The organism is Streptomyces beihaiensis (genome assembly GCF_026274175.1).
In the GTDB taxonomy this organism is placed as follows: Bacteria; Actinomycetota; Actinomycetes; order Streptomycetales; family Streptomycetaceae; genus Streptomyces; species Streptomyces beihaiensis.
Genome location: NZ_JAPHNL010000263.1, coordinates 1 through 19772, shown reverse-complemented (window position 1 = coordinate 19772; position 19772 = coordinate 1). Strand labels below are relative to the sequence as shown.

Sequence of the window (19772 nt, the reverse complement as noted above, 5' to 3'; positions counted from 1 at the left end):
GGACGGCTCAGCCCAGCCTCACCAGGCAGGCCACCACGGTGCCGCTCTCGTCGATCGAGGTGACCACCGCCGGTAGCTCGGCGGACTCAGGGTTCTGCTCGGCCAGGCTGAGCACCGCCGCGAGCTGCAGAGCCCCGGACGCGGCGTGCGTCTCTCCGATCAGCTCGGTGACGCAGACCAGCCGGTCACCGAGGTCGAAGAGGTCGCCCAGCGCGGCACGCTCGGCGTGCCCGGCCGGTCCGGCGGCGCCGGACGGACTGGCCATCCACACATCCGAGGGGCGCACGCCGGCCGCGGCCGTCGCCTGCTCGACGCAGCGGCGGACGGTCGTATACCAGTCCCCGTCACTGCAGGTCGTCGCCTTCACGGCGAGCAAGGTGGCGAGCGGCGGCTCGTCCGTGGGATCGGCTGTCAGCGCGAACATCGCGCAACCTTCACCGAGCACAGCGCCGGGGGCATCGGTTCCGGCGCTGTGCTCGGAGATCCAGGCACGGGCCACCGAGTACTCCTCGGCGGCACCGCACAGTACGGTTCCGGCCCGGCGGGTGAGCAGGAGCCGACGGGCGTAGTTGAGCGCGAGCAGGCCGGCGGACCGGCCGGCGGCCAGTGTGGCGTTCGGCCCCTTGACCCCGTGCCAGATCGCACACTGTCCGGCCGCTCCGTTCATCACCGCGTACGGGATGAGGCCCGGCTCGACGTGGAAGGGCCGCTCGCCGGTGAGCGAGCCACGCGTGAAGTCGATGGTGCTCTGTGCGCTCCCGACGGTCGTCCCGACAACCAGTCCGGTCGTGTCCGGATCGAGCCGGTCGCTGCCCAGTTCCCGCAGCAGATCCCCAATGGTCGAGACCGCCATCCCTGTCACCCGGTTCATCATCCGGGTGCCCTTCTTGCCCAGAACGGCCCGGGAGTCGAAGTCCGGAACCAGGCATGCCGTCCCGGCCGGCCCCTGTCCCTGCTCGATGGCCCGCTCTGTGCCCCGCCCGGCGGCCAGTCCTTCGGAGAACACCGACCGGCCGATGCCGTAGGGCGACGTTACCGCCCACCCGCTGATGGCGAGCCCGGAACTCGCCGAATCGACCTTGTTCATCGAGTGATGTTCCCGATGACCTCGTAAACCCCTCGGAGGTTCACCATTCGAGGGAGTTCCGACTGCTCGATGGTCACCCTGAGGTTCAGTTCAAGAGAGGAGAGTATCTCGATCAGCCTCATCGAATCGGCGTCGTGGTCCTCGACGAACAGACTGTCATCAGCGATCTCGTCTCCTTCGAGTTCCAGAATGTCGCAGACGATTCCCTTGATGAGCTGCTTTTCGTCTGGCGTCACAACCGCCATGCCCGCCTCCAGTTCAAATCACTCGAACCACTTCACCGGATGTTATCCAACAGCCTCTTCGCAACTCCGGTTAAATTCAAGCCGAAGAATCCTATGCTTTCACTAGTTCGGTACGTGCGAACGCTAAATCCGGCTGTCGTCCGCCGTCAGGCGACGTCTGGCGCGAGGACAGCGCGTGCCGGACGTTCCGCTGCCGGATCTTCGAAGTGGTGGATCGCCGCTCGGCCTTCCGGACTCCGCAGGTGTTCGGCGAGTCGTGCCGGGACCACCGCGGTGAGCAGGAATCCCGTACCACCGAACCCTCTGGTGAGGAAGCCGAACCACGACAGCGGAGCACGGGAACTGACCACCGGGCTGAAGAAGGCCGGGTACTGCCCGTCGAATGCGACGTCGTACACGCCCACACGGGTCCAGTTGGTCACAATGAAGGTCCGGTGCGGAGGGTCGAAGGTCGCCGAGGTGCAACGGTGGAAGCGGGATCGTCCGACGGGTCCGACAAAGGCGCGATCGGAACGCATGCAGCGATGTGACTGCATGAAGTCGTCCAACCCGGACCGAATGTGCGCCGCGAGTACGTCGGCCGTTCCCTTCGGCGGACACGGGAGGAACATGGACTGGACGAGATTGCCGAGGAACCCGGTCGGCACGCCGAGACGAAACCGGAGGTCGACGGGTATCGACAGGTTCCAAGGAACGGGATTCGCCTCCATGCCCCGGAACGCGGTCGCCAGGTGTGCGCAGAGCACGTCGTTCGATGAGAGGGGGCGTGAGCGGGCGTCGCCGAAGAGGTGCCGCATCCGGCGCACCTCGTCATCGCCGAAGTAGACCTGAACGGTTCCGTTGTCCTCCCGCATGAGGGGCATCGTGCGCCCCTGTCCCGCCGACTCGTCCGGACTCGGCGGCTGGCAGACCGGCTGTCCGGAATCCTCCTGCGGCAGGACACGGTCCAGATAGCCTTCCCGGTCATCGACCATGAGCACCTCCGGGGGTGCTGTCCCTTCGACGAGTGCCGACCAGACGCGAATGAACTGCATGAAGCTGCCCATGTCGCCCACTGAGTGGTTCCACGTGCACCCCAGAGTTGTCGCACCGTCGGCCAACCGGCATACCCGCACCGTCAGGAGCGGGCGCAGTTCCAGAGGTTCGCTCATGACGTCGACCCGGTCGATCAGACCCCAGTCCGGATGCGTCGCCTCCTGGATGGCGTCACCGAGAGACGCATCGACATCGAGGACCGTCATGGGCACTCCGGCATCGGAGCAGACGATCTCGAGCGTGTCGCCGTCGGCTCGGAGCCGACCCCCGAAGACCGGCACGAGGCCGAGCGCACGGCGAAGCCCCTCCGCCAGGCGCTCTTCGTTCACCGTTCGCTCGAAGAAGAACGCGACCGGCACATAACGCTCGACGTACGTCGTGTCGGTCGAGCCGCACTGTACGACGGTGTCCCGCGCTTCACCCGATGTGATCGTCCATGCTTCACGCAGCCGTACCCGAGTGCTCATGCATTCTCCTGGTTCATAGACGGATGCGTCTATGCGGTCAGCTGCGACCCGCTCCGGAAGTGGCCGGACAGAACCCCTTTGAATTGCCCGATGTCTCAATCCTGCGGAAAATTAAAACAAAGGTTCGCCCTGCCTCGCACAGCAGCCTCTTCGAATATGCGAAAGAACTCAAGCGCTCCTTGACTAAGATTTCGCTAAATCTCCGCTATTCAGTCGGCCGGTACGGCGGCCGCCGACAGCAGGCGTCCAGGCCGGACCGGAAACCGCGGCGTCGCCGTGAGAAGCACGTACGCCCGCCGTGGATCACGATCCACGGCGGGCGTACGTGCTCGGGTCGGCGCGTCGACGGCTATCCGGCACGGGGCGCGGACAGCGCGTCATTCCGGTCGCGGCTTTCGCCGGGCCGGCCGGGCACGTTCAGGCGGCGGCGGAAGAAGAATGACGTCACCAGTGCCAGCACCCCGATCACGGTCATCCCGATGACCACGCTGTGCAGGCCCGACACGACGGCGGCCTGGAACGCCTCGCGGATTCGCGCGGGCAGGGCACGGATCTCGGCGGGAGAGCTCTGGCCGCTGGCCGCGCCGAGCGCGTGGCCGGTCTTCGCGCCGAGTCGGCTGGTGAGGACGTGCTCCAGTCGGGTCGTGTAGAGCGAGCCGAGCAGGGCGACGCCCAATGATCCGCCGACCGTACGGAACAGGTTGATCATTCCGCTCGCCGCACCGAGATTGCGTTGATCCGTCTGGCAGGCGAACGAGATGATCAGCGAACTCTGCATCAGCACACCGATGCCGAGTCCGGCCAGCAGAGGCAGCAGAGTGGCGGCGACGAGGCCGGTTCCCTTACCCAGCAGCAGGAGCAACAGGACGCCGACCACCGCGACAATGGCGCCGACGACCGGATAGAGCCTCAGCGGACCGGTCCGGACGACCAGACGGGCGACGACCAGCTCCATGGTGATCGCGCCGATCAAGAACGGCAGCAGCAGTAGTCCGCTGGTAGTGGGTGAGACGTGCAGTACCTGCTGCAAGTACTGCGGGAAGTACACCAGGACACCGAGCAGACCGGCGCCCACCAGCAGACCCAACACCTGGGCGAGGGTGAAGTCGCGGGCATGGAAGAGCCGGGGGGGCAGGATCGGCTCCACGGCCCGCCGCTCGACCAGCGGCAGCGTGGCCAGCAGGACGACGGCGGCCACGCCCAACCCGATGATCGGGGCCGAGTCCCACGCGTATCGGGTACCCGCCCAGCTGAGCAGCAGGGTCAGCGCCACGATGCCGCTGGTGAGCTGCGTACTGCCGAGCAGATCGATCCTGACCTTGGAACGGCGGGGGGTCGGCGGGATCCCCACAGCGCTGGCCGCGAGAGCGACCAGACACAGTGGAACGTTGATGAAGAACGACCAGCGCCAGCCGGCGTGTTCAGTGAGCAGGCCGCCGAGCATCGGCCCGGTGCCCATGGCGAGCGGCATGACGATGCCGATCATGGTCTGCATCCGGATCCGGTCGGCCGGGCCGGTCGCCAGATGACCGATGAGCGTGAAGGTGCCGACCATCAGGCCGGCCGAGCCCAAACCCTGCAGTGCGCGGAAGGCGATGATCTGGGTCATGCTCTGCGCCAGGCCCGAGAGCACAGAACCGACCAGGAAGACGGCGATCGTGGTGATGAAGGTGCCTCGACGGCCGTAGAGGTCACTCAACTTGCCCCAGATCGGGATCGCCGCCGCGCTGGCCACCAGGTAGGCCGTCACCACCCAGGACAGTTCGTTGAGCCCCCCGAGTTCGCCGACGATCGTCGGTAGCGCCGTGCCCACGATGACCTGGTCCAGCATCGCGAGCGTCAGACCGAGCAGTACCGCCAGCACCCCGAAACCGCGGTGCTTCGGCACCGGTCCGGCCGACGCCATGGGGGGAGTCCCGGTCGCAACGACATCTCCGTCTGCCATGACGCCTCGCATCCTCGGTCGAGCTCTTTCGTACAGCGTACGAAGATGAGAGTAGCACAATTGGTACGCTGTACGAAAGAGAGAGCGGAGCGTGCGATGAACGCGAGTGAACCCCCGAGCATCTGGATGCGCCCGGAGCCGGCGAACCGGCGGACCGCGCGGGCACAGCGGACTCTGAGCCGCGCCCAGATCGTGCGAGCGGCCGTCGAGATCGCCGATGCGGAGGGCCAGGAGGCGGCCTCCATGCGTCGGATCGCGGCCGAGACCGGCGCCGGCGTGATGTCCCTCTACTACTACGTCCCCAGCAAGGAGGACCTCGTCGAGCTGATGGTCGACGAGGTGATCGGCGAGACCCGGCTCCCGGAACGACCGGGCGCCGATTGGCGCGCCTCGCTGGTGGCGGCGGCCGACGAGAAGCGCGCCCTGTGGCTACGCCACCCCTGGCTCGCCACCGCCTGGACCCACGGCCACCCGATCTGGGGGCCCAACTCGCTGCGCCAGCAGGAGTTCGTGCTCGGTACGCTCGCCGAGTTCGACCTCCAGGTCGACGAGCTGCTCAGCCTCATCGGCCTGTACAACAGCTATGTCGAGAGCTTCGTGCGCAACGAAGTCGGATGGCTGGAGGAAGCGCGCAGGACCAAGATGGACATGACGGAGTGGATGCGTCGCAGCAGGCCGTACGCCAAGCAGCTGGTGGCCACCGGTCAGTACCCGATGTTCACCCGGGTGCTGACCGAGACCATGACCCCGGACATGAAGCCGGAGGCACGCTTCCACTACGGACTCGACCTGGTGCTGGACAGCATCGCGGCCACTCTCGCCCGCCTCGCCTGACGGTCCGTCGGCGCGCGACGGCTCGCGCGGTCAGGCCCGCGCCGCCAGATCCTGGAGGTACGTCCCGTAGCCGGATGCCGAAGAGGCGGCGAATGCCTTGCCGAGCACCGCCAGCTGGCCGGCGTCGATGAAGCCCATCCGGAAGGCGACTTCCTCCACGCAGGCGAGGCGGATGCCCTGCCGCTTGGCGAGGATCTGCACGAACAGGCCCGCGTCCATCAGGCTGTCGTGCGTACCGGTGTCGAACCAGGCGCTGCCACGGCCGAGGTCGATCAGCCGGGCCCGGTCCCGCTCGACGAAGATCCGGTTCAGATCGGTGATCTCCAGTTCGCCGCGCGCCGACGGCTTCAGACCGGCCGCCAAGTCCGCCGCCTCGTTGTCGTAGAAGTAGAGGCCGGTGACGGCGAGATTGGATCGCGGACGGGCCGGCTTCTCCTCCAAAGAGGTGATCCGTCCCGCCCCGTCGACGGTGGCCACGCCGTAGCGCTCGGGGTCCGAGACCTGGTAGCCGAACAGGGTGCACCCGTCCAGCCGGGCCCGCTCCCGGCCGAGGATCTCGGTGAGGGCGTGGCCGTAGAAGATGTTGTCGCCGAGGATCAGGGCGACCTGCTCGTCGCCGATGAACTCCCGCCCCACCCTGAGCGCGTCGGCGAGGCCGCGCGGCCGGTCCTGGGCGGCGTACGAGACGTCCATTCCCAGCTGTCCGCCGTCGCCCAGGAGAAGCCGGTAGCTCTCCAGGTGCTCGGGGTTGCTGATGACCAGGATCTCTCGAATCCCGGCCAACATCAGCACGGACAACGGGTAGTAGATCATCGGCTTGTCGTAGACCGGGAGCAGTTGCTTGGACGAGACGGTCGTGACCGGCAGCAGCCGGCTGCCCGCTCCCCCGGCCAGGATGATTCCGCGCATGTGCTACTCCTCGTCAGTGACGCACGGGTGGGACCGTCCGGCGCAGCGGACGCCACCACTGCGGGTTGTCTCGGTACCAGGCGACGGTTTGCTCCAGCCCCTCCCGGAACGGCACTTCCGGGGCGTAGCCCAGAGCACGCAGTCTGCTGTCGTCGAGGGAGTACCGACGGTCGTGACCGGTCCGGTCGGCGACCATGCGTACGCGCTCGGGCCCGGCTCCACAGGCTTCCAGCAGCAGCTCGGTGAGCTGCCTGTTCGTCAGTTCCTCGCCGCCGCCGATGTTGTAGACCTGACCGGGAAGGCCCTTGTCCAGCACCAGCTGGATACCGCGGCAGTGGTCGTCCACGTGCAGCCAGTCGCGGATGTTGCGGCCGTCCCCGTACAACGGGACCGTCCCGCCTTCGAGAAGGTTCGTCACGAACAGCGGGACGACCTTCTCCGGGTACTGGTAGGGCCCGTAGTTGTTGCTGCACCGGGTGATGCTGACATCGAGCCCGTGCGTGCGCGCGAACGCCCGGACCAGCAGATCACCGCCGGCCTTGGCCGCGGCGTAGGGGGAGTTGGGCTGAAGGGGGCTGTCCTCGGTCCACGACCCCTCGTCGACGGAGCCGTAGACCTCGTCCGTGGAGACGTGAACCATGCGCGGGACACCCGCCGCCCTCACCGCCTCCAGCAGGACCTGCGTGCCCATGACGTTGGTGCGCACGAACTCGGCGGATGCGTCGATCGAGCGGTCGACGTGCGTCTCCGCCGCGAGGTTGACCACCGCGTCGTGGCCGGGCAGCACCTCGGCGAGCAGGGCGGCGTCGCAGATGTCGCCCTGGACGAACGTCAGGCCGGGGTGCGAGCGCACAGAGGCCAAGTTGTCGAGGTTGCCCGCGTAGGTCAGCTTGTCGAGTACGGTCACCTGGACATCGCGCATGGAGGGATAGGCGCCGGACAGCAGTTTTCGTACGTAGTTGGAACCGATGAACCCGGCAGCGCCGGTGGCGAGAACGCGCATGGAGGTACCTCTCTCAGGTCCTGGCAGGTCCGAAGCGGCCGGTCGCCGACCCCTGCGAAGGACAATGCGGGTGCCGCGTCGGCGGGTGCGGCGCGGTGATCACCAGATGGTCTGCAGCCCGGCCAGGAGGCTGCGCGCCTGGATGTTCAGGTAGTTGCTGTGAGCCAGCAGCCGCATCACCTGATGGACCGTCATCCAGCGGCACCCGGGCGCCTCTTCGAGCTCGAACTCCTCTCCGACCTCGATGATCTGGTAGCGGTTCTCGGCGTGGTAGAAACGGCCGCCTTCCTCGGACTGCACCGCGTCGTACCGCAGCCGGCCCGCTTCGGCGGTCAGCACCTGGTCGAGGTAGGGCGGGTGTTGCTCCTTCGGCAGGTCGCGGAAGTCGCCCGGCTGGCACTGCACCGTCGGGCCGAACTCCGCGACATTGAGCACTCCGGCTTCCGGCCGGACCCGGAGCAGCAGGTGCAGCACTCCGTCGATCTGCCGGACGAACATCGCGGCGCGGCCGCGCTCGACCGGAGCCAGGAGCGGCTGGGTCCAGCTGGCGACCTCTCGGTTGTGAGCCTGGACATCGGCCGCGACGACGGTGAAGTACTTCCCCGTCTCATGGCTGATCTCGTCGGCCGACACATGCCAGAGTTCGACCTCCCGGAGCGGCACGCTGTGCTGGATCAGCGCGTGCCGGGACTTGAGGTCGGTCAGCCAGTTCAGGACCTCGCTCGTACGGTGTAAGGATCCCTGGTCGGCCGACATCGACCGCACCAGGCTCTCCCGAAACGGGCCGGTCGAGCCCCACCGGGCAGGACCGTTGGGCGCGTCGAAGGGGATGCAGGACAGCACGGTCCGGGCGTCCATGTTGACGATGTTGTCCCGGAGGAGAAGCCGATGGATCTGGCCGATGGTCAGCCAGACGAAGTTCTCGTGCGGTGGAATCTCCTCGGCGACCTCGACGATCACGTTTCGGTTGCGCTTGCGCAGGAACCAGGACGCCTGCTCGGACTGCAACGAGTCGACGACCACCCGGCCGCGTTCCGGGTCCCTGAAGTACTCGATGAAGGTGACCTCGCGTCCACCGTGGACTCCGGTGAAATTGCTCCGAGTGGCCTGCACCGTCGGTGACAGCTGGATGGTGTTGAGATTCCCGGGTTCCATCTTCGCCTGCATCAGGCAGTGCAGTACGCCGTCGAATTCCTTGACCACGATTCCAAGGATTCCGATCTCGGGCTGATTTATGATCGGCTGTGCCCACGAGGAACGATGACCCCAGTCCGTCTCGACGCGGAGTCCTTCGACGGTGAAGAACCGGCCGCTGGTGTGGCCGAGGTTTCCGGTCTTCGGGTGGAACTGCCAGCCACGCAGGTCCTTGAACGGTATGCGGTCCACCTCGAACCGGTTGCGGACCCGCTGGTCGGCGAACCAGCGATCGAAGGCGTCGTTCGAGGTCACCGTGGAATCGAGAAGCGACGCCGACCTCGTGAAACGTCGGCCGCTGTCCACGTACTCCGTGACGGAGCGCTCGGTGCGCGGTGTCTTGGCGGGAGGCATGCCTGTACTCCTCAGGTCAGACGTCAGATCGAAAGGCCGCCGTCGATCTGGAGCACCGAGCCTGTGACGTATTCCGCCGTCACCAGGTACGCGACCGCGTCGGCGACTTCGTCAGGTTGCCCCATCCGGCCCAACGAGACGCCGGCCAGGGCCTTGCTCCGCAAGTTGTCGGAGATCCCGGCGACCATGTCTGTCTCGATGAACCCGGGCGCCACCGCGTTGACGCGGATCGCGTACCGGCCGACCTCTTTGGAGAGGGACTTCGTGAATCCGATGATCCCGGCCTTCGAAGCGGAGTAGTTCGTCTGTGTCGCATTACCGTGGACACCCGCCACCGAAGATATGTTGACAATGCATCCGGATTTGCGCTTCAGCATTCCGAAAACGGCGGCTCGGCAGACGTTGAACGTGCCGTTGAGGTTGACGTCGATGACATCTTGCCAATTCTTGTCCGGCATCATCATCAAAGGCCCGTCGCGCACTATTCCAGCGGAGGTCACCACCACGTCGATCGGGCCGAGCGAGTTCTCGACATCGAGTATCCAGTCTCGTACCTGCGCCGCGTCTGCTACATTCACCCGGCGGTGCGACACGCGCCCGCCGAATTCAGTCACGGCTTTCTCCAGTTCGGTGGCCGCCTCAGATTCGCGTTGATAGCAGAACGCTACATCGAATCCGTCGCGGGCCAACCGCAGCACCACAGCTCGGCCAATTCCGCGCGAGCCGCCCGTCACCAGGGCGATACGCCGAACAGGGTGGCTCATCATGCAACTCCCAGATGTCGTCGTTCCAGCCGTGACTCGGCTCTCCGGACATTATGCAAAAGCTTCTTAGGGGTTTGCGCGGAGCGCAAGCAGCAGTTCTCTAATTTTTCGCTAGCTTGTGGCAAGCAGTGCACCCTGCAACCTAGTGAAAACCTAGGATTCTACGGCTTGAACTTCACCCGGGTTCCGAAGAAGCTGTTGGACGACATCCGGTGAAGTGGGCGTGAGTATGATGAGGAGCATTTTGTGACTCAGGTAATTGTGGTCGGTGGCGGCCCGGCCGGATCGACCGCTGCCGGACTGCTGGCCCGAGCGGGAATATCGGTCACCCTGCTGGAGCGTGCTACATTCCCGCGCTACCACATCGGGGAATCCTTCTCAAGCTCGTGCCGCGTGATTCTTGACTATCTCGGGGCGCTCGAAAAGATCGACGCCCGGGGGTACACGTCGAAGAAGGGCCTGCTGGTGCGATGGGGGCAGGAGAAGGAATGGACCATCGACTGGACCGAACAGTTCGGCGCCGACGTACGCTCCTGGCAGGTCGACCGTGACGATTTCGACACCGTGCTGCTGGAACACGCGAGTGAAAGCGGCGTCCGGGTAGTGCAGGGGGCGCATGTCCACCGGGTCGTCTTCGAGGGCGACCGCGCGACCGGCGTCGAGTGGACAGCGCCCGGCGACACGGCCCGACAGATCTCGCGGGCCGACTTCGTCCTCGACGCCTCGGGCCGGGCCGGCCTCATCAGCGCCCAGCACTTCAACAACCGGAAGCCCCAGGAGATCTTCCGCAACGTCGCGATCTGGGGTTACTGGGAGGGCGGCGAACTGCTGCCCGGCAGCCCGTCCGGCGGTATCAACGTCGTCTCCTCGGACGACGGCTGGTACTGGGTCATTCCGCTGCGCAACAACCGATTCAGTGTCGGGTATGTCACTCACAAGTCGCTTTTCGTCGAGCGCCGCGCCGAGTTCGCCTCGATCGAGGACATGCTCCTGAAGGTGGTCGACGAGTCGCCCGCCGTACGGGACATGCTGGCCAAGGGCGTCTTCCAGCCCGGAGCCCGGGTCGAGCAGGACTTTTCGTACGCCGCCGACAGCTTCTGCGGCCCCGGTCACTTCGTGCTGGGGGACGCGGCGTGCTTCCTTGACCCGTTGCTCTCCACCGGTGTTCACCTCGGCATGTACAGCGGGCTGCTCGCCGCGGCCTCGGTCGTGTCGATCTGCGACGGTGACGTCACCGAGCAAGAGGCACTCACGTTCTACGAGTCGCTGTTCCGCAGCGCGTATCAGCGGCTCTTCACCCTGGTTGCCGGGTTCTACCAGAAGCACGCCGGCAAGGACCGCTACTTCGCGCTGGCCGAGACCCTCACCCGACAGGAGTCGGACCACTACTCCTCGAAGCGGTCGTTCAGTGAGATCACCGCGGGCCTGACCGACATGCGTGAGGCCGCGGACGCAGGGGACCGGGGTGGAAGGTCGATCCAGGAGATCGTCGAGCAGGTGACGACCGGGGAGCCCACGCCGGTGCAGCAGTTGCTCATCGCCGCGGCGCTGGCGCAGGCGCGGGCACAGGGTGACACCGCTCCCGCCGGGCGTCTCACGACGGCACCGGGCGTCATTGACGCCAACGACCTCTACGACGCCGCGAGCGGCCTGCATCTGGTCATGCAGCCGCGGCTCGGCATCCGGTCGCTGGCATCCCAGGGGTAGGGGGCACACGCAGCATCGCCTCGTACGCTCGCTGCGCGTCAGGCAGGGATGTCGCCCCGCATCTGCGGCACTTCCGGCGGCGGCGTGGGCGCTCCCGGCAGCTTCATGGTGGCCACGGTGCCGCCGCCGTCCGCCGCCGCGAGGGCGACCTCGCCGCCGAGCGACTCCACGGTGCGCGCCACGATGGACAGGCCGAGCCCGGAACCGGGCAGGGCGCGGGCGGTCGGGGAGCGCCAGAAGCGGTCGAAGACGTGCGGGAGTTCGTCGGCCGGGATGCCGGGGCCGTGGTCGCGGACGGTGAGCGTGCCGCGCATCAGGTGCACCTCGACCGTGCCCTTGGGCGGGCTGAACTTCACCGCGTTGTCCAGCAGGTTGACGATGACCCGCTCCAGCGCGGCCGGTTCGGCACGTACGTACCAGGGGGCCAGCTCCACGTCGAAGGTCAGCTCCGGGCCGCGCAGCCGGGCGCGTTCCAGTGCGCTGCGGACCGTGTCGCGCAGCGAGACGACCTTCAACGGGCCCTCCGCCGCGCTCAGGCCCGTACGGGAGAGTTCCTGCAGGTCACCGATGAGTGCCGCCAGCTCCGTCATCTGCGCCTTCACCGACGCCAAGAGCGCCTTGCGGTCGTCCGGCGGGATGGCGCGGCCCGTCTCCTCGCTGCGGGTGAGCAGTTCGATGTTGGTGCGCATGGAGGTCAGGGGCGTGCGCAGTTCGTGGCCCGCGTCGGCGATCAGCTGTTGTTGCAGCTCGCGTGAGGACGCCAGCGAGGCTGTCATCTGGTTGAAGGACTCCGAGAGGCGGGCGATCTCGTCGTCGCCCTCGACCGGGATACGGACCGTGAGGTCCTCGGTGCGGGCCACGTGCTCGACCGCGTCCGCGAGCTGGTCGACCGGGCGCAGGCCCGTGCGGGCCACCCCGAGGCCCGCGGCTCCGGCGCCGACCACGCCGATGCCGCCCACGAGGAGGAGGACCCAGGCCAAGGTGGTGAGGGGCTTGGTGACTTCGCTGAGGGGGCTGGCGATGGAGACGGCGATGCCCTGGATCTGGTGGCCGCCGGGGCTGGTGACCCCCACGGTCAGGACGCGCATGGCCTGACCGGCGTCGTTGTCCGTGGTGTGCAGGGTGTGCGAAGAGGCGCCGTCGGCGACAGCGAGGTCCGAGGGCTGCACCGGAATGCCCGTACGCCCGCGCCAGGTGCAGGACTGCCCGTCGGACCTGATGACCTGGATCGTCGGACCTGGCAGGTTGCGCTGCTGTATGGGGGCGCTGGTGCAGGTGAGCAGGTCGGATGCTTGAGCGTTCTGGCTCAGCGACGTCACTTGGCTGCGCAGCTCGTTGTCCATCTGGTCGTACAGCTGCCCGCGCGTGATGAACCAGCACGTCACCGCCACCGCCGCCACGGCCGCGGCCACCGCCGCCGCGACGAGCAGCGCCAGCCGGGAACGCAGCGGAAGGGCCCGTAGCCGTCGTACGAGAACGCTCACTCGGCCCCGCCCGATCGCAGCACGTAGCCGACGCCGCGCACGGTGTGGACCAGGCGGGGTTCGCCGCCCGCCTCCGTCTTGCGCCGCAGGTACATCACGTACACGTCCAGGGAGTTGGAGGACGGCTCGAAGTCGAAGCCCCAGACGGTCTTGAGGATCTGCTCGCGGGTCAGGACCTGGCGCGGGTGGGCCAGGAACATCTCCAGGAGCGTGAACTCCGTGCGGGTCAGTTCCACCGGCCGCCCGGCCCGCGTCACCTCACGGGTCGCCAGGTCCATCCGCAGGTCGGCGAAGGAGAGGACGTCCGAGTCGTCGTCGACGGCACCCGCCGCGGCCGCGTACGAGCTGCGCCGCAGCAGCGCACGCACCCGTGCGAAGAGTTCGTCCAGCTCGAACGGCTTGACCAGGTAGTCGTCGGCGCCCGCGTCGAGGCCGGTGACCCGGTCGCCGACCGTGTCGCGGGCGGTGAGCATGAGGACGGGGGTGGTGGACCCCGTGGCGCGCAGGCGGCGGGCCGCGGTCAGGCCGTCCATGCGGGGCATCTGGATGTCCAGGACGACCAGGTCGGGGCGGTACGCGGCCGCCTTGTCCAGGGCCTCCAGGCCGTCGGCCGCTACCTCCGTGGCGTAGCCCTCGAAGGCGAGGGAGCGCTGGAGCGCCTCCCGTACCGCCGGCTCGTCGTCGACGATGAGGATGCGGTGCTGTTCGCGGTCGCCTTCGGCGGGGCTCATGGGCGGGCGCTTCCTTAAGGATGAGTACCGTTACGAGTAGGACGAGGGTGGCGGCGGCATGGCGGCTGCCGGTCATCAGCCTCGCACGGCCGCGCGGCGGGCGCGTGCACGGCGGCGCGGTGCGACCGCGGCGGCGATTTCGGGGGCGCGGGTCCGTGGGGGCGAGACCGCCGCGGCGACGGCGAGGGCCAGTCCCAGGGCGGCAGGACCGACCGTGACGGCGTCCCCGGGGTGGGTGTGGGCGTGGGTGCGGGGCATCGTGGTCTGTCTCCTTCGGACGGGCGGACGGGCGGACGGGCGGGCGGATCGGCGGGGCGCGGCGGTCAGCTGTTGGTGCCGCCCGCGCGCAGGTCGGCGAGGTCGGCCTTGACCGTGTTGATCGGGATGGCGAAGCCGAGGCCGACGCTGCCCGCGCTCGACGAGGAGCCGGACGCGCTGCCGCCGGCCGAGTACATCGCCGAGTTGATGCCGATGACGTTGCCGTTCATGTCGATCAGGGCGCCGCCGGAGTTGCCCGGGTTGAGCGAGGCGTCGGTCTGGATCGCCTTGTACGTCGTCGTGGACGAGCCGGTGTCACCGTTGAACTGGCGGCCGCCGAACTCGAACGGCCACTGGCCGGCGCCGCCGCCCTGCTGTTGCTGTCGCTGCTGGTTCTCGTCCGTGGAGACGGTGACGTCACGGTTGAGCGCGGAGACGATGCCGCTGGTGACGGTGCCGGACAGGCCCTCGGGGGAGCCGATGGCGACGACCTGGTCGCCGACGCTGACGCCGTCGGAGTTGCCGAGCGTCGCCGCCTTGAGGCCGGAGGCGTTCTTCAGCTTGATGAGCGCCAGGTCCTTCTTGGGGTCGGTGCCGACGATGTCGGCGGTGTACGACTTGCCGTCGCTCGTCTGGACCTTCATCGACGTGGCGCCGGAGACGACGTGGTTGTTGGTGAGGATCTCGCCGTCGCCGGTGAGGATCACGCCGGAGCCGGTCGAGGTGCCGGACGCCATCGTCGCCTTGATCTCGACGATCGACGGGCTGACCGCCTTCGCGACCCCGGAGACCGTGCCCTTCTGGCTGCTGGGTACGACGTTGGTGCTGGTGGAGCTGGAGGCGACCGTGTTGTTCGAGCCGGTCAGCTCCTGGAAGGCGTACGCGGTGCCGCCGCCGACGGCCGCCGCCGCGATCGCCACGGCCGCCAGCAGGCCGACCGGGCCGCGCAGGCGCTTCTTGCGCGGTGCCGGTGAGGCCGTCGCGAGGGCGGTGCCGCCACCGGCCGGGGGCTGGGCGCCGAAGGCCGCGAACGGGGTGGTGCGGCCGCCGCCGTGGCCGCCGTCGCCGCTGCCGGGCCACACCGTCGTGCCGGGCGCGACGTCGACCGGCCGCGCGGGGTCGTACGGCGGCGGGGGAGGGAAGGAGCCCTCGGAGTACGAGGACTGCTGCTGGGCGGTGCTGTCCTGGCTGGGGTACTCGCCGCTGTGGCGGAAGCTCTCGGTCATGGCGACAAGCCTGTGCCGCGTACATGAGAGCTACCTGAGCGTGCCCTGAGAGTCCCGGCAGAAGCGTGTTTGCCCGATATAAAGAGGTCGGCCACAGGACAGTCGGCCACGGGTCGGGCGGCCACAGGTCGGTCGGCCACAAGACGGTCGGCCGGTCCGGGGTCCGGGGTCCCGTACGAGGACTACGCGCAGCCGCAGGACTGCCGTACCACCAGCCGCGACGGGAACAGCTTCAGCCGCTCGCGCCGTGACCCCGCCACCCGCAGCGAGTCGTCGAGCACCAGGTCCACCGCGGCCCGCGCCATCGCCGAGCGGTCGGACGCGATCGTGGTCAGCGGCGGGTCCGTCAGGCCCGCCTCCTTCACGTCGTCGAACCCGGCCACCGCCAGCTCGCCCGGCACGTCGATGCGCAGCTCGCGCGCGGCCCGCAGCACACCGATGGCCTGGTCGTCCGTGGAGCAGAAGATCGCGGGCGGCCGGTCGGGACCGGCGAGCAGCTCCAGCGCCACGGTGTACGCGTCATAGCGGTTGTACGGGGCCTCGAAGAGCCGGCCCTCCGTCGTCTTTCCGGCCTCCCGCATGGCGCGCCGCCAGCCCTCGACGTGGTCGGAGACCGGGTCGCCGACGGACGGGGTGTCGGCGGTGCCGCCGAGACACGCCACGTAGTCGTAACCGTGTTCGAGGAGGTGGCGGGTGGCGAGCGTCGCGCCGCCGAGGTCGTCGGTGACCACCGCGACGTCGTCGATGGCCTCGGGCCGCTCGTGGAGCAGCACGACGCGCGCGTCCCATGCCTCGATCTCGTTGGCCGCCAGGTCGTTCAGGCCGTGCGAGACGAGGATGAGCCCGGAGACCCGCATGCCGAGGAACGCGCGCAGGTAGTGGACCTCGCGGTCGGCCACGTAGTCCGTGTTGCCGACCAGGACCATCTTTCCGCGCTCGGCCGCCGCCTGTTCCACGGCGTGCGCCATCTCGCCGAAGAACGGCTGGCGCGAGTCCGGCACGATCATGCCTATGAGGTCGGTGCGGCGCGACGCCATCGCCTGGGCGACCCGGTCGGGCCGGTACCCCAGCTCCTTGATCGCGGCGAGCACGCGCTCGCGCGTGGCCGGGGCGACCGGCCGGGGTCCGTTGTTGATCACGTAGGACACGACGGCGGTCGAAGTACCCGCCAGTCGCGCAACGTCGTCCCGAGTCACCTTGGCCACGCGCGGAGTCTACGCGGATCGACCCCCCGCTGGGCAGGGCAGCAAGCCCGTCACCAGGTCTCGATCAGGACTCCATCCGGGCGACGCCGGACCGTACCGGCGCCGCGCTGTCCGCTTCGCCCGACTTGGCGCCCTCGGCGGCCGTACGCTTCTCCGCCTGCTTCTCCGCCTGCTTCTCCGCCTGCTTCTCCGCCCTCTTCTCCGCGACCTGCTGCTCCGCGGACTTCTTCTCCGGCTTCTCCGGCGTGACGAAGCGGTAGCCCACGTTGCGCACGGTGCCGATGAGCGACTCGTGCTCGGGGCCGAGCTTGGCGCGCAGGCGCCTCACGTGCACGTCCACCGTGCGCGTACCGCCGAAGTAGTCGTAGCCCCAGACCTCCTGCAGCAGCTGCGCGCGCGTGAAGACACGACCGGGGTGCTGCGCCAGGTACTTGAGGAGCTCGAACTCCTTGAAGGTCAGGTCGAGGACCCGGCCCTTGAGCTTCGCGCTGTACGTCGCCTCGTCCACGGACAGATCACCGTTGCGGATCTCCATGGGGGAGTCGTCGGCGACGATCTGCTGGCGGCCCATGGCGAGCCGCAGGCGCGCCTCGACCTCGGCGGGGCCCGCCGTGTCGAGCAGCACGTCGTCGATGCCCCACTCGGCGGTGACGGCCGCCAGGCCGCCCTCGGTCACGACGAGCATCAGCGGGCAGCCGGGCCCGGTGGAGCGCAGCAGCTGGCACAGGCTGCGCACCTGGGGAAGATCGCGGCGGCCGTCGATCAGGATCACGTCGGCGCCGGGGGTGTCGACGAGCGCGGGCCCCTCCGCGGGAGCCACTCGCACGTTGTGCAGGAGCAGGCCGAGAGCGGGGAGCACCTCCGTCGACGGCTGAAGGGCATTGGTCAGGAGCAGCAGAGAACTCATCGCGCCCCACCTGCCTGGGTCGTCTTGCGTTCGTGCACGGTTCGCTCGCCCATTACGTCTGGATCCTCCTCGGTCCCTGCGACGGGGGCACCTCCCACGGCCTTGGGGCAGTGGGGGAGTATGCGGCACTGCTTCGTACGGCGTCGGTCTCGCGCCCGGAGACCGTGAGCTGTGCTGCCCGGAGGGTCGTATACAACCGCTCCTGAAAGCACAAAAGGACCCGGGGGCTGCGTTGCCCGAGTCCTCTCCCAGCAGAATAGACCACATGACATGGGGTCCGGCAGGTGACGAGCGTCCTACTTCTGTGCGTCCGATCACCGAACCCGGTACGCGGGGTCACGCGCACGTGACGCTCCGTACGCGGGACGGCGTCCCGATCGAGGCCGCCTACGAGCCGTGCCGCGCGCCCGCGGACCCGGCCGGCACCCCGGCGATCGTGGTCGCCCACGGCTTCACCGGAGAGCTGCGGCGCCCCCACGTACGGCGCGCCGCGCGCGTGTTCGCGCAGCGTGCGGGCGTGGTCACCTTCTCGTTCCGGGGGCACGGGCGCTCCGGCGGGCGGTCGACCGTCGGCGACCGGGAGGTGCTCGATCTGGCGGCGGCGGTCGGGTGGGCTCGTTCGCTCGGGCACGCGCGCGTGGTGACGGTCGGGTTTTCGATGGGTGGTTCGGTGGTGCTGCGGCACGCGGCGTTGCACAGGGGGCGCACCGAAGCGCGCGCGGACGCCGTGGTGGCGGTGAGTGCCCCCGCCCGCTGGTACTACCGCGGCACGGCCCCGATGCGGCGCGTGCACTGGGCGGTCACCCGCCCGATGGGCCGCCTGGTCAGCCGCGTCGGCCTGCGCACCCGTATCCACCCGTACGAGTGGGACCCGGTGCCGCTGTCGCCGGTCGAGTCGGTGCCGCTCATCGTGCCGACGCCGCTGCTCGTGGTGCACGGCGACCGCGACCCGTACTTTCCGGTCGACCATCCGCGGATGCTGGCCGCCGCGGGCGGGACGCTGTGGCTGGAGCCGGGCATGGGCCACGCGGAGCACGCGGCCAGTGACGAGCTGCTCGCCCGGATCGCGGACTGGGCCGTGCGTGCGGCCGGTGCCGCACAAGCCGCACAATAGGACGCCGAACCGAGGTAGAGCCGAACCGAGAGGAGTCGTGGGCATGGCACACGGCACCATCCGCTACTGGGCGGCAGCCAAGGCGGCCGCGGGCGTCGCGGAGGAGCCGTACGACGCCGACACGCTCGCCGCCGCCCTGGACGGGGTACGCGCGCGACACCCCGGGGATCTGGTGCGCGTCCTGCAGCGTTCCTCGTTCCTTGTCGACGGGGACCCCGTCGGCACCCGTGGGCATGAGACGGTACGGCTGGCCGAGGGCGGCACGGTCGAGGTGCTCCCGCCGTTCGCAGGAGGGTGACATCCCGATGACCGACCCGATGGGGAACCAGCAGCATCAGCGATACCCGCAGCACCCGCAGCACCCGCAGCAGTACGACGAGTACGGGCGGCCGTACGGCGAGTACGACGCGGCGTCGTACGACCAGCACGACCCATACGCCCAGTACGACGAGTACGGGCAGCATCCGCGGCAACAGCCGCACCAGACCCAGCAGACCCAGCAGCAGACTCAGCAGACCCAGCAGTGGCAGGGGCAGACCTGGGACACCCGGGTCCAGCCGCCGCCGGTGCCGCAGCAGGGGTACCAGTACGGGAGCCAGCTCGCGGACCAGCCCGGGGACCAGTACGGGACCGCGCAGCCGCAGCCGCAGCAGCCGCCCCAGCAGGAGTGGTCGTACGAGCCGACCCCACACGGCCCCGGGGCCCCGCAGGTTTCACAGACCCCCCAGGCTTCACAGACCCCGCAGGCCCCGCCCGACGCCTCCTACGGCCCCGCCACCACCACCGGCACCCCCCGCGTCACCGACGCCCAGCGGGCCCGCGCCGAGGGTCGGTCGCCGATCATCGATCCGGGTATCAAGCCCGCCGGGCTCACCGCCGTGCTCGGCCTGCTGCTCGCGGGCGGCGCCGCCGTCGGCTCGTACGCGCTGCTCGTGCCGCTCCTGGTGCTGCAGGCGCTCACGGCCGCCGGCTGGTTCCGGCTCAACGGCATGTGGCCCGCCCGGCAGGGCATCGCCCTGGCCTTCGCGGGCGGCGTCGTGGCCGACGTGGCGTTGCTCGCGGCGGGCCGGGAGCACGGGGCGGCCGCGATCTTCGGCACGCTCGGCGCGTGGGTGCTGCTCACCGTGGTGCTGCAACTGCGCTCGCGGGCGGAGCCGGACGAGCGGATGTACGGGCTCATGGCGACCGTTGCCTCGGCGGCGCTCGCGATCGTCGCGGCCGGGCACCTGGCCGCCGACCCGCACGCCGTGACGGTCGGCGCGGTGGCGGTCGCCGTGGCGGCCGTGAGATCGGAAGAGCGTCG

19 protein-coding genes are annotated in these 19772 nt (G+C 68.9%); 5 read left to right on the top strand and 14 right to left on the bottom strand.

The features are described from left to right. Positions 1 to 7: 7 nt before the first annotated feature. From OFY01_RS20680 to OFY01_RS20665, 4 genes are all read right to left on the bottom strand, one after another. Positions 8 to 1087 carry a beta-ketoacyl synthase N-terminal-like domain-containing protein gene (locus OFY01_RS20680; RefSeq protein ID WP_266602098.1) on the bottom strand — a complete coding sequence of 360 codons (1080 nt, stop codon included), beginning with the start codon at positions 1085 to 1087 and terminating at the stop codon, positions 8 to 10. Next, the gene (locus OFY01_RS20675; RefSeq protein WP_266602096.1) at positions 1084 to 1332 is read right to left on the bottom strand and encodes an acyl carrier protein; all 249 of its coding nucleotides are present in this window, start codon (positions 1330 to 1332) and stop codon (positions 1084 to 1086) included. The genes OFY01_RS20680 and OFY01_RS20675 overlap by 4 nt, the downstream gene beginning before the upstream one ends. Positions 1333 to 1478: 146 nt before the next feature. Next, on the bottom strand, positions 1479 to 2834 hold the full coding sequence (locus tag OFY01_RS20670) for an acyltransferase (RefSeq protein ID WP_266602094.1): 1356 nt from the start codon (positions 2832 to 2834) through the stop codon (positions 1479 to 1481). 349 nt (positions 2835 to 3183) lie between these two features. Next, positions 3184 to 4740 carry a DHA2 family efflux MFS transporter permease subunit gene (locus tag OFY01_RS20665; RefSeq protein ID WP_266602092.1) on the bottom strand — a complete coding sequence of 519 codons (1557 nt, stop codon included), beginning with the start codon at positions 4738 to 4740 and terminating at the stop codon, positions 3184 to 3186. A 135-nt stretch (positions 4741 to 4875) separates the two neighbouring features. Between OFY01_RS20665 and OFY01_RS20660 the strand changes: the two genes are divergently transcribed. Next, positions 4876 to 5613: a TetR/AcrR family transcriptional regulator gene (locus OFY01_RS20660; RefSeq protein ID WP_266602090.1), complete on the top strand. Its 738-nt coding sequence runs from the start codon at positions 4876 to 4878 to the stop codon at positions 5611 to 5613. Between the two features lie 30 nt (positions 5614 to 5643). Here the strand turns inward: OFY01_RS20660 and rfbA are convergent, their stop codons facing one another. The 4 genes from rfbA to fabG form a co-directional block, all read right to left on the bottom strand. Beyond that, positions 5644 to 6522: a glucose-1-phosphate thymidylyltransferase RfbA gene (gene rfbA, locus OFY01_RS20655; protein ID WP_266602089.1), complete on the bottom strand. Its 879-nt coding sequence runs from the start codon at positions 6520 to 6522 to the stop codon at positions 5644 to 5646. 13 nt (positions 6523 to 6535) lie between these two features. Then, a complete protein-coding gene (gene rfbB / locus OFY01_RS20650) occupies positions 6536 to 7525 on the bottom strand; it encodes a dTDP-glucose 4,6-dehydratase (protein ID WP_266602087.1) in 990 nt (329 codons plus the stop codon). A gap of 99 nt (positions 7526 to 7624) precedes the next feature. After that, the gene (locus OFY01_RS20645; protein WP_266602085.1) at positions 7625 to 9073 is read right to left on the bottom strand and encodes an NDP-hexose 2,3-dehydratase family protein; all 1449 of its coding nucleotides are present in this window, start codon (positions 9071 to 9073) and stop codon (positions 7625 to 7627) included. A 23-nt stretch (positions 9074 to 9096) separates the two neighbouring features. After that, the gene (gene fabG / locus OFY01_RS20640) at positions 9097 to 9837 is read right to left on the bottom strand and encodes a 3-oxoacyl-ACP reductase FabG (protein WP_407700392.1); all 741 of its coding nucleotides are present in this window, start codon (positions 9835 to 9837) and stop codon (positions 9097 to 9099) included. A 246-nt stretch (positions 9838 to 10083) separates the two neighbouring features. On the opposite strand from fabG, the gene OFY01_RS20635 reads away from it, so the two are divergent. Beyond that, positions 10084 to 11544, top strand: a complete 1461-nt coding sequence (locus OFY01_RS20635) for an NAD(P)/FAD-dependent oxidoreductase (protein ID WP_266602081.1) — start codon at positions 10084 to 10086, stop codon at positions 11542 to 11544. 38 nt (positions 11545 to 11582) lie between these two features. On the opposite strand, the gene OFY01_RS20630 is transcribed toward OFY01_RS20635, so the two are convergent. From OFY01_RS20630 to OFY01_RS20605, 6 genes are all read right to left on the bottom strand, one after another. Further along, positions 11583 to 13028, bottom strand: a complete 1446-nt coding sequence (locus OFY01_RS20630) for a HAMP domain-containing sensor histidine kinase (protein ID WP_266602079.1) — start codon at positions 13026 to 13028, stop codon at positions 11583 to 11585. Next, complete coding sequence (locus tag OFY01_RS20625) at positions 13025 to 13759, bottom strand: response regulator transcription factor (RefSeq protein WP_266602045.1); 735 nt, start codon at positions 13757 to 13759, stop codon at positions 13025 to 13027. The genes OFY01_RS20630 and OFY01_RS20625 overlap by 4 nt, the downstream gene beginning before the upstream one ends. A 75-nt stretch (positions 13760 to 13834) precedes the next feature. After that, the gene (locus OFY01_RS20620) at positions 13835 to 14017 is read right to left on the bottom strand and encodes a hypothetical protein (protein WP_266602043.1); all 183 of its coding nucleotides are present in this window, start codon (positions 14015 to 14017) and stop codon (positions 13835 to 13837) included. A 65-nt stretch (positions 14018 to 14082) separates the two neighbouring features. Next, positions 14083 to 15243, bottom strand: coding sequence for a S1C family serine protease (locus tag OFY01_RS20615; protein WP_266602041.1), 1161 nt, complete (start codon positions 15241 to 15243; stop codon positions 14083 to 14085). Positions 15244 to 15425: 182 nt separating this feature from the next. Continuing rightward, a complete protein-coding gene (locus OFY01_RS20610) occupies positions 15426 to 16448 on the bottom strand; it encodes a LacI family DNA-binding transcriptional regulator (protein ID WP_266602039.1) in 1023 nt (340 codons plus the stop codon). Positions 16449 to 16512: 64 nt separating this feature from the next. Next, on the bottom strand, positions 16513 to 17355 hold the full coding sequence (locus OFY01_RS20605; RefSeq protein WP_266602037.1) for a winged helix-turn-helix domain-containing protein: 843 nt from the start codon (positions 17353 to 17355) through the stop codon (positions 16513 to 16515). Between the two features lie 265 nt (positions 17356 to 17620). On the opposite strand from OFY01_RS20605, the gene OFY01_RS20600 reads away from it, so the two are divergent. From OFY01_RS20600 to OFY01_RS20590, 3 genes are all read left to right on the top strand, one after another. Then, positions 17621 to 18469: an alpha/beta hydrolase gene (locus OFY01_RS20600; protein WP_407700389.1), complete on the top strand. Its 849-nt coding sequence runs from the start codon at positions 17621 to 17623 to the stop codon at positions 18467 to 18469. A 43-nt stretch (positions 18470 to 18512) separates the two neighbouring features. Beyond that, the gene (locus tag OFY01_RS20595; RefSeq protein WP_266602033.1) at positions 18513 to 18767 is read left to right on the top strand and encodes a MoaD/ThiS family protein; all 255 of its coding nucleotides are present in this window, start codon (positions 18513 to 18515) and stop codon (positions 18765 to 18767) included. A 7-nt stretch (positions 18768 to 18774) separates the two neighbouring features. Continuing rightward, the coding region (locus tag OFY01_RS20590; RefSeq protein ID WP_266602031.1) for a hypothetical protein at positions 18775 to 19772 on the top strand (998 nt) is incomplete at its 3' end.

What these genes read in the sequence shown, in the direction of transcription:
- OFY01_RS20680 (WP_266602098.1), bottom strand. Translation starts at nt 1,087, where the DNA reads ATGAACAAGGTCGATTCGGCGAGTTCCGGGCTCGCCATCAGCGGGTGG.
- OFY01_RS20675 (WP_266602096.1), bottom strand. Translation starts at nt 1,332, where the DNA reads ATGGCGGTTGTGACGCCAGACGAAAAGCAGCTCATCAAGGGAATCGTC.
- OFY01_RS20670 (WP_266602094.1), bottom strand. Translation starts at nt 2,834, where the DNA reads ATGAGCACTCGGGTACGGCTGCGTGAAGCATGGACGATCACATCGGGT.
- OFY01_RS20665 (WP_266602092.1), bottom strand. Translation starts at nt 4,740, where the DNA reads ATGGCGTCGGCCGGACCGGTGCCGAAGCACCGCGGTTTCGGGGTGCTG.
- OFY01_RS20660 (WP_266602090.1), top strand. Translation starts at nt 4,876, where the DNA reads ATGAACGCGAGTGAACCCCCGAGCATCTGGATGCGCCCGGAGCCGGCG.
- rfbA (WP_266602089.1), bottom strand. Translation starts at nt 6,522, where the DNA reads ATGCGCGGAATCATCCTGGCCGGGGGAGCGGGCAGCCGGCTGCTGCCG.
- rfbB (WP_266602087.1), bottom strand. Translation starts at nt 7,525, where the DNA reads ATGCGCGTTCTCGCCACCGGCGCTGCCGGGTTCATCGGTTCCAACTAC.
- OFY01_RS20645 (WP_266602085.1), bottom strand. Translation starts at nt 9,073, where the DNA reads ATGCCTCCCGCCAAGACACCGCGCACCGAGCGCTCCGTCACGGAGTAC.
- fabG (WP_407700392.1), bottom strand. Translation starts at nt 9,837, where the DNA reads ATGAGCCACCCTGTTCGGCGTATCGCCCTGGTGACGGGCGGCTCGCGC.
- OFY01_RS20625 (WP_266602045.1), bottom strand. Translation starts at nt 13,759, where the DNA reads ATGAGCCCCGCCGAAGGCGACCGCGAACAGCACCGCATCCTCATCGTC.
- OFY01_RS20620 (WP_266602043.1), bottom strand. Translation starts at nt 14,017, where the DNA reads ATGCCCCGCACCCACGCCCACACCCACCCCGGGGACGCCGTCACGGTC.
- OFY01_RS20615 (WP_266602041.1), bottom strand. Translation starts at nt 15,243, where the DNA reads ATGACCGAGAGCTTCCGCCACAGCGGCGAGTACCCCAGCCAGGACAGC.
- OFY01_RS20605 (WP_266602037.1), bottom strand. Translation starts at nt 17,355, where the DNA reads ATGAGTTCTCTGCTGCTCCTGACCAATGCCCTTCAGCCGTCGACGGAG.
- OFY01_RS20600 (WP_407700389.1), top strand. Translation starts at nt 17,621, where the DNA reads ATGACATGGGGTCCGGCAGGTGACGAGCGTCCTACTTCTGTGCGTCCG.
- OFY01_RS20595 (WP_266602033.1), top strand. Translation starts at nt 18,513, where the DNA reads ATGGCACACGGCACCATCCGCTACTGGGCGGCAGCCAAGGCGGCCGCG.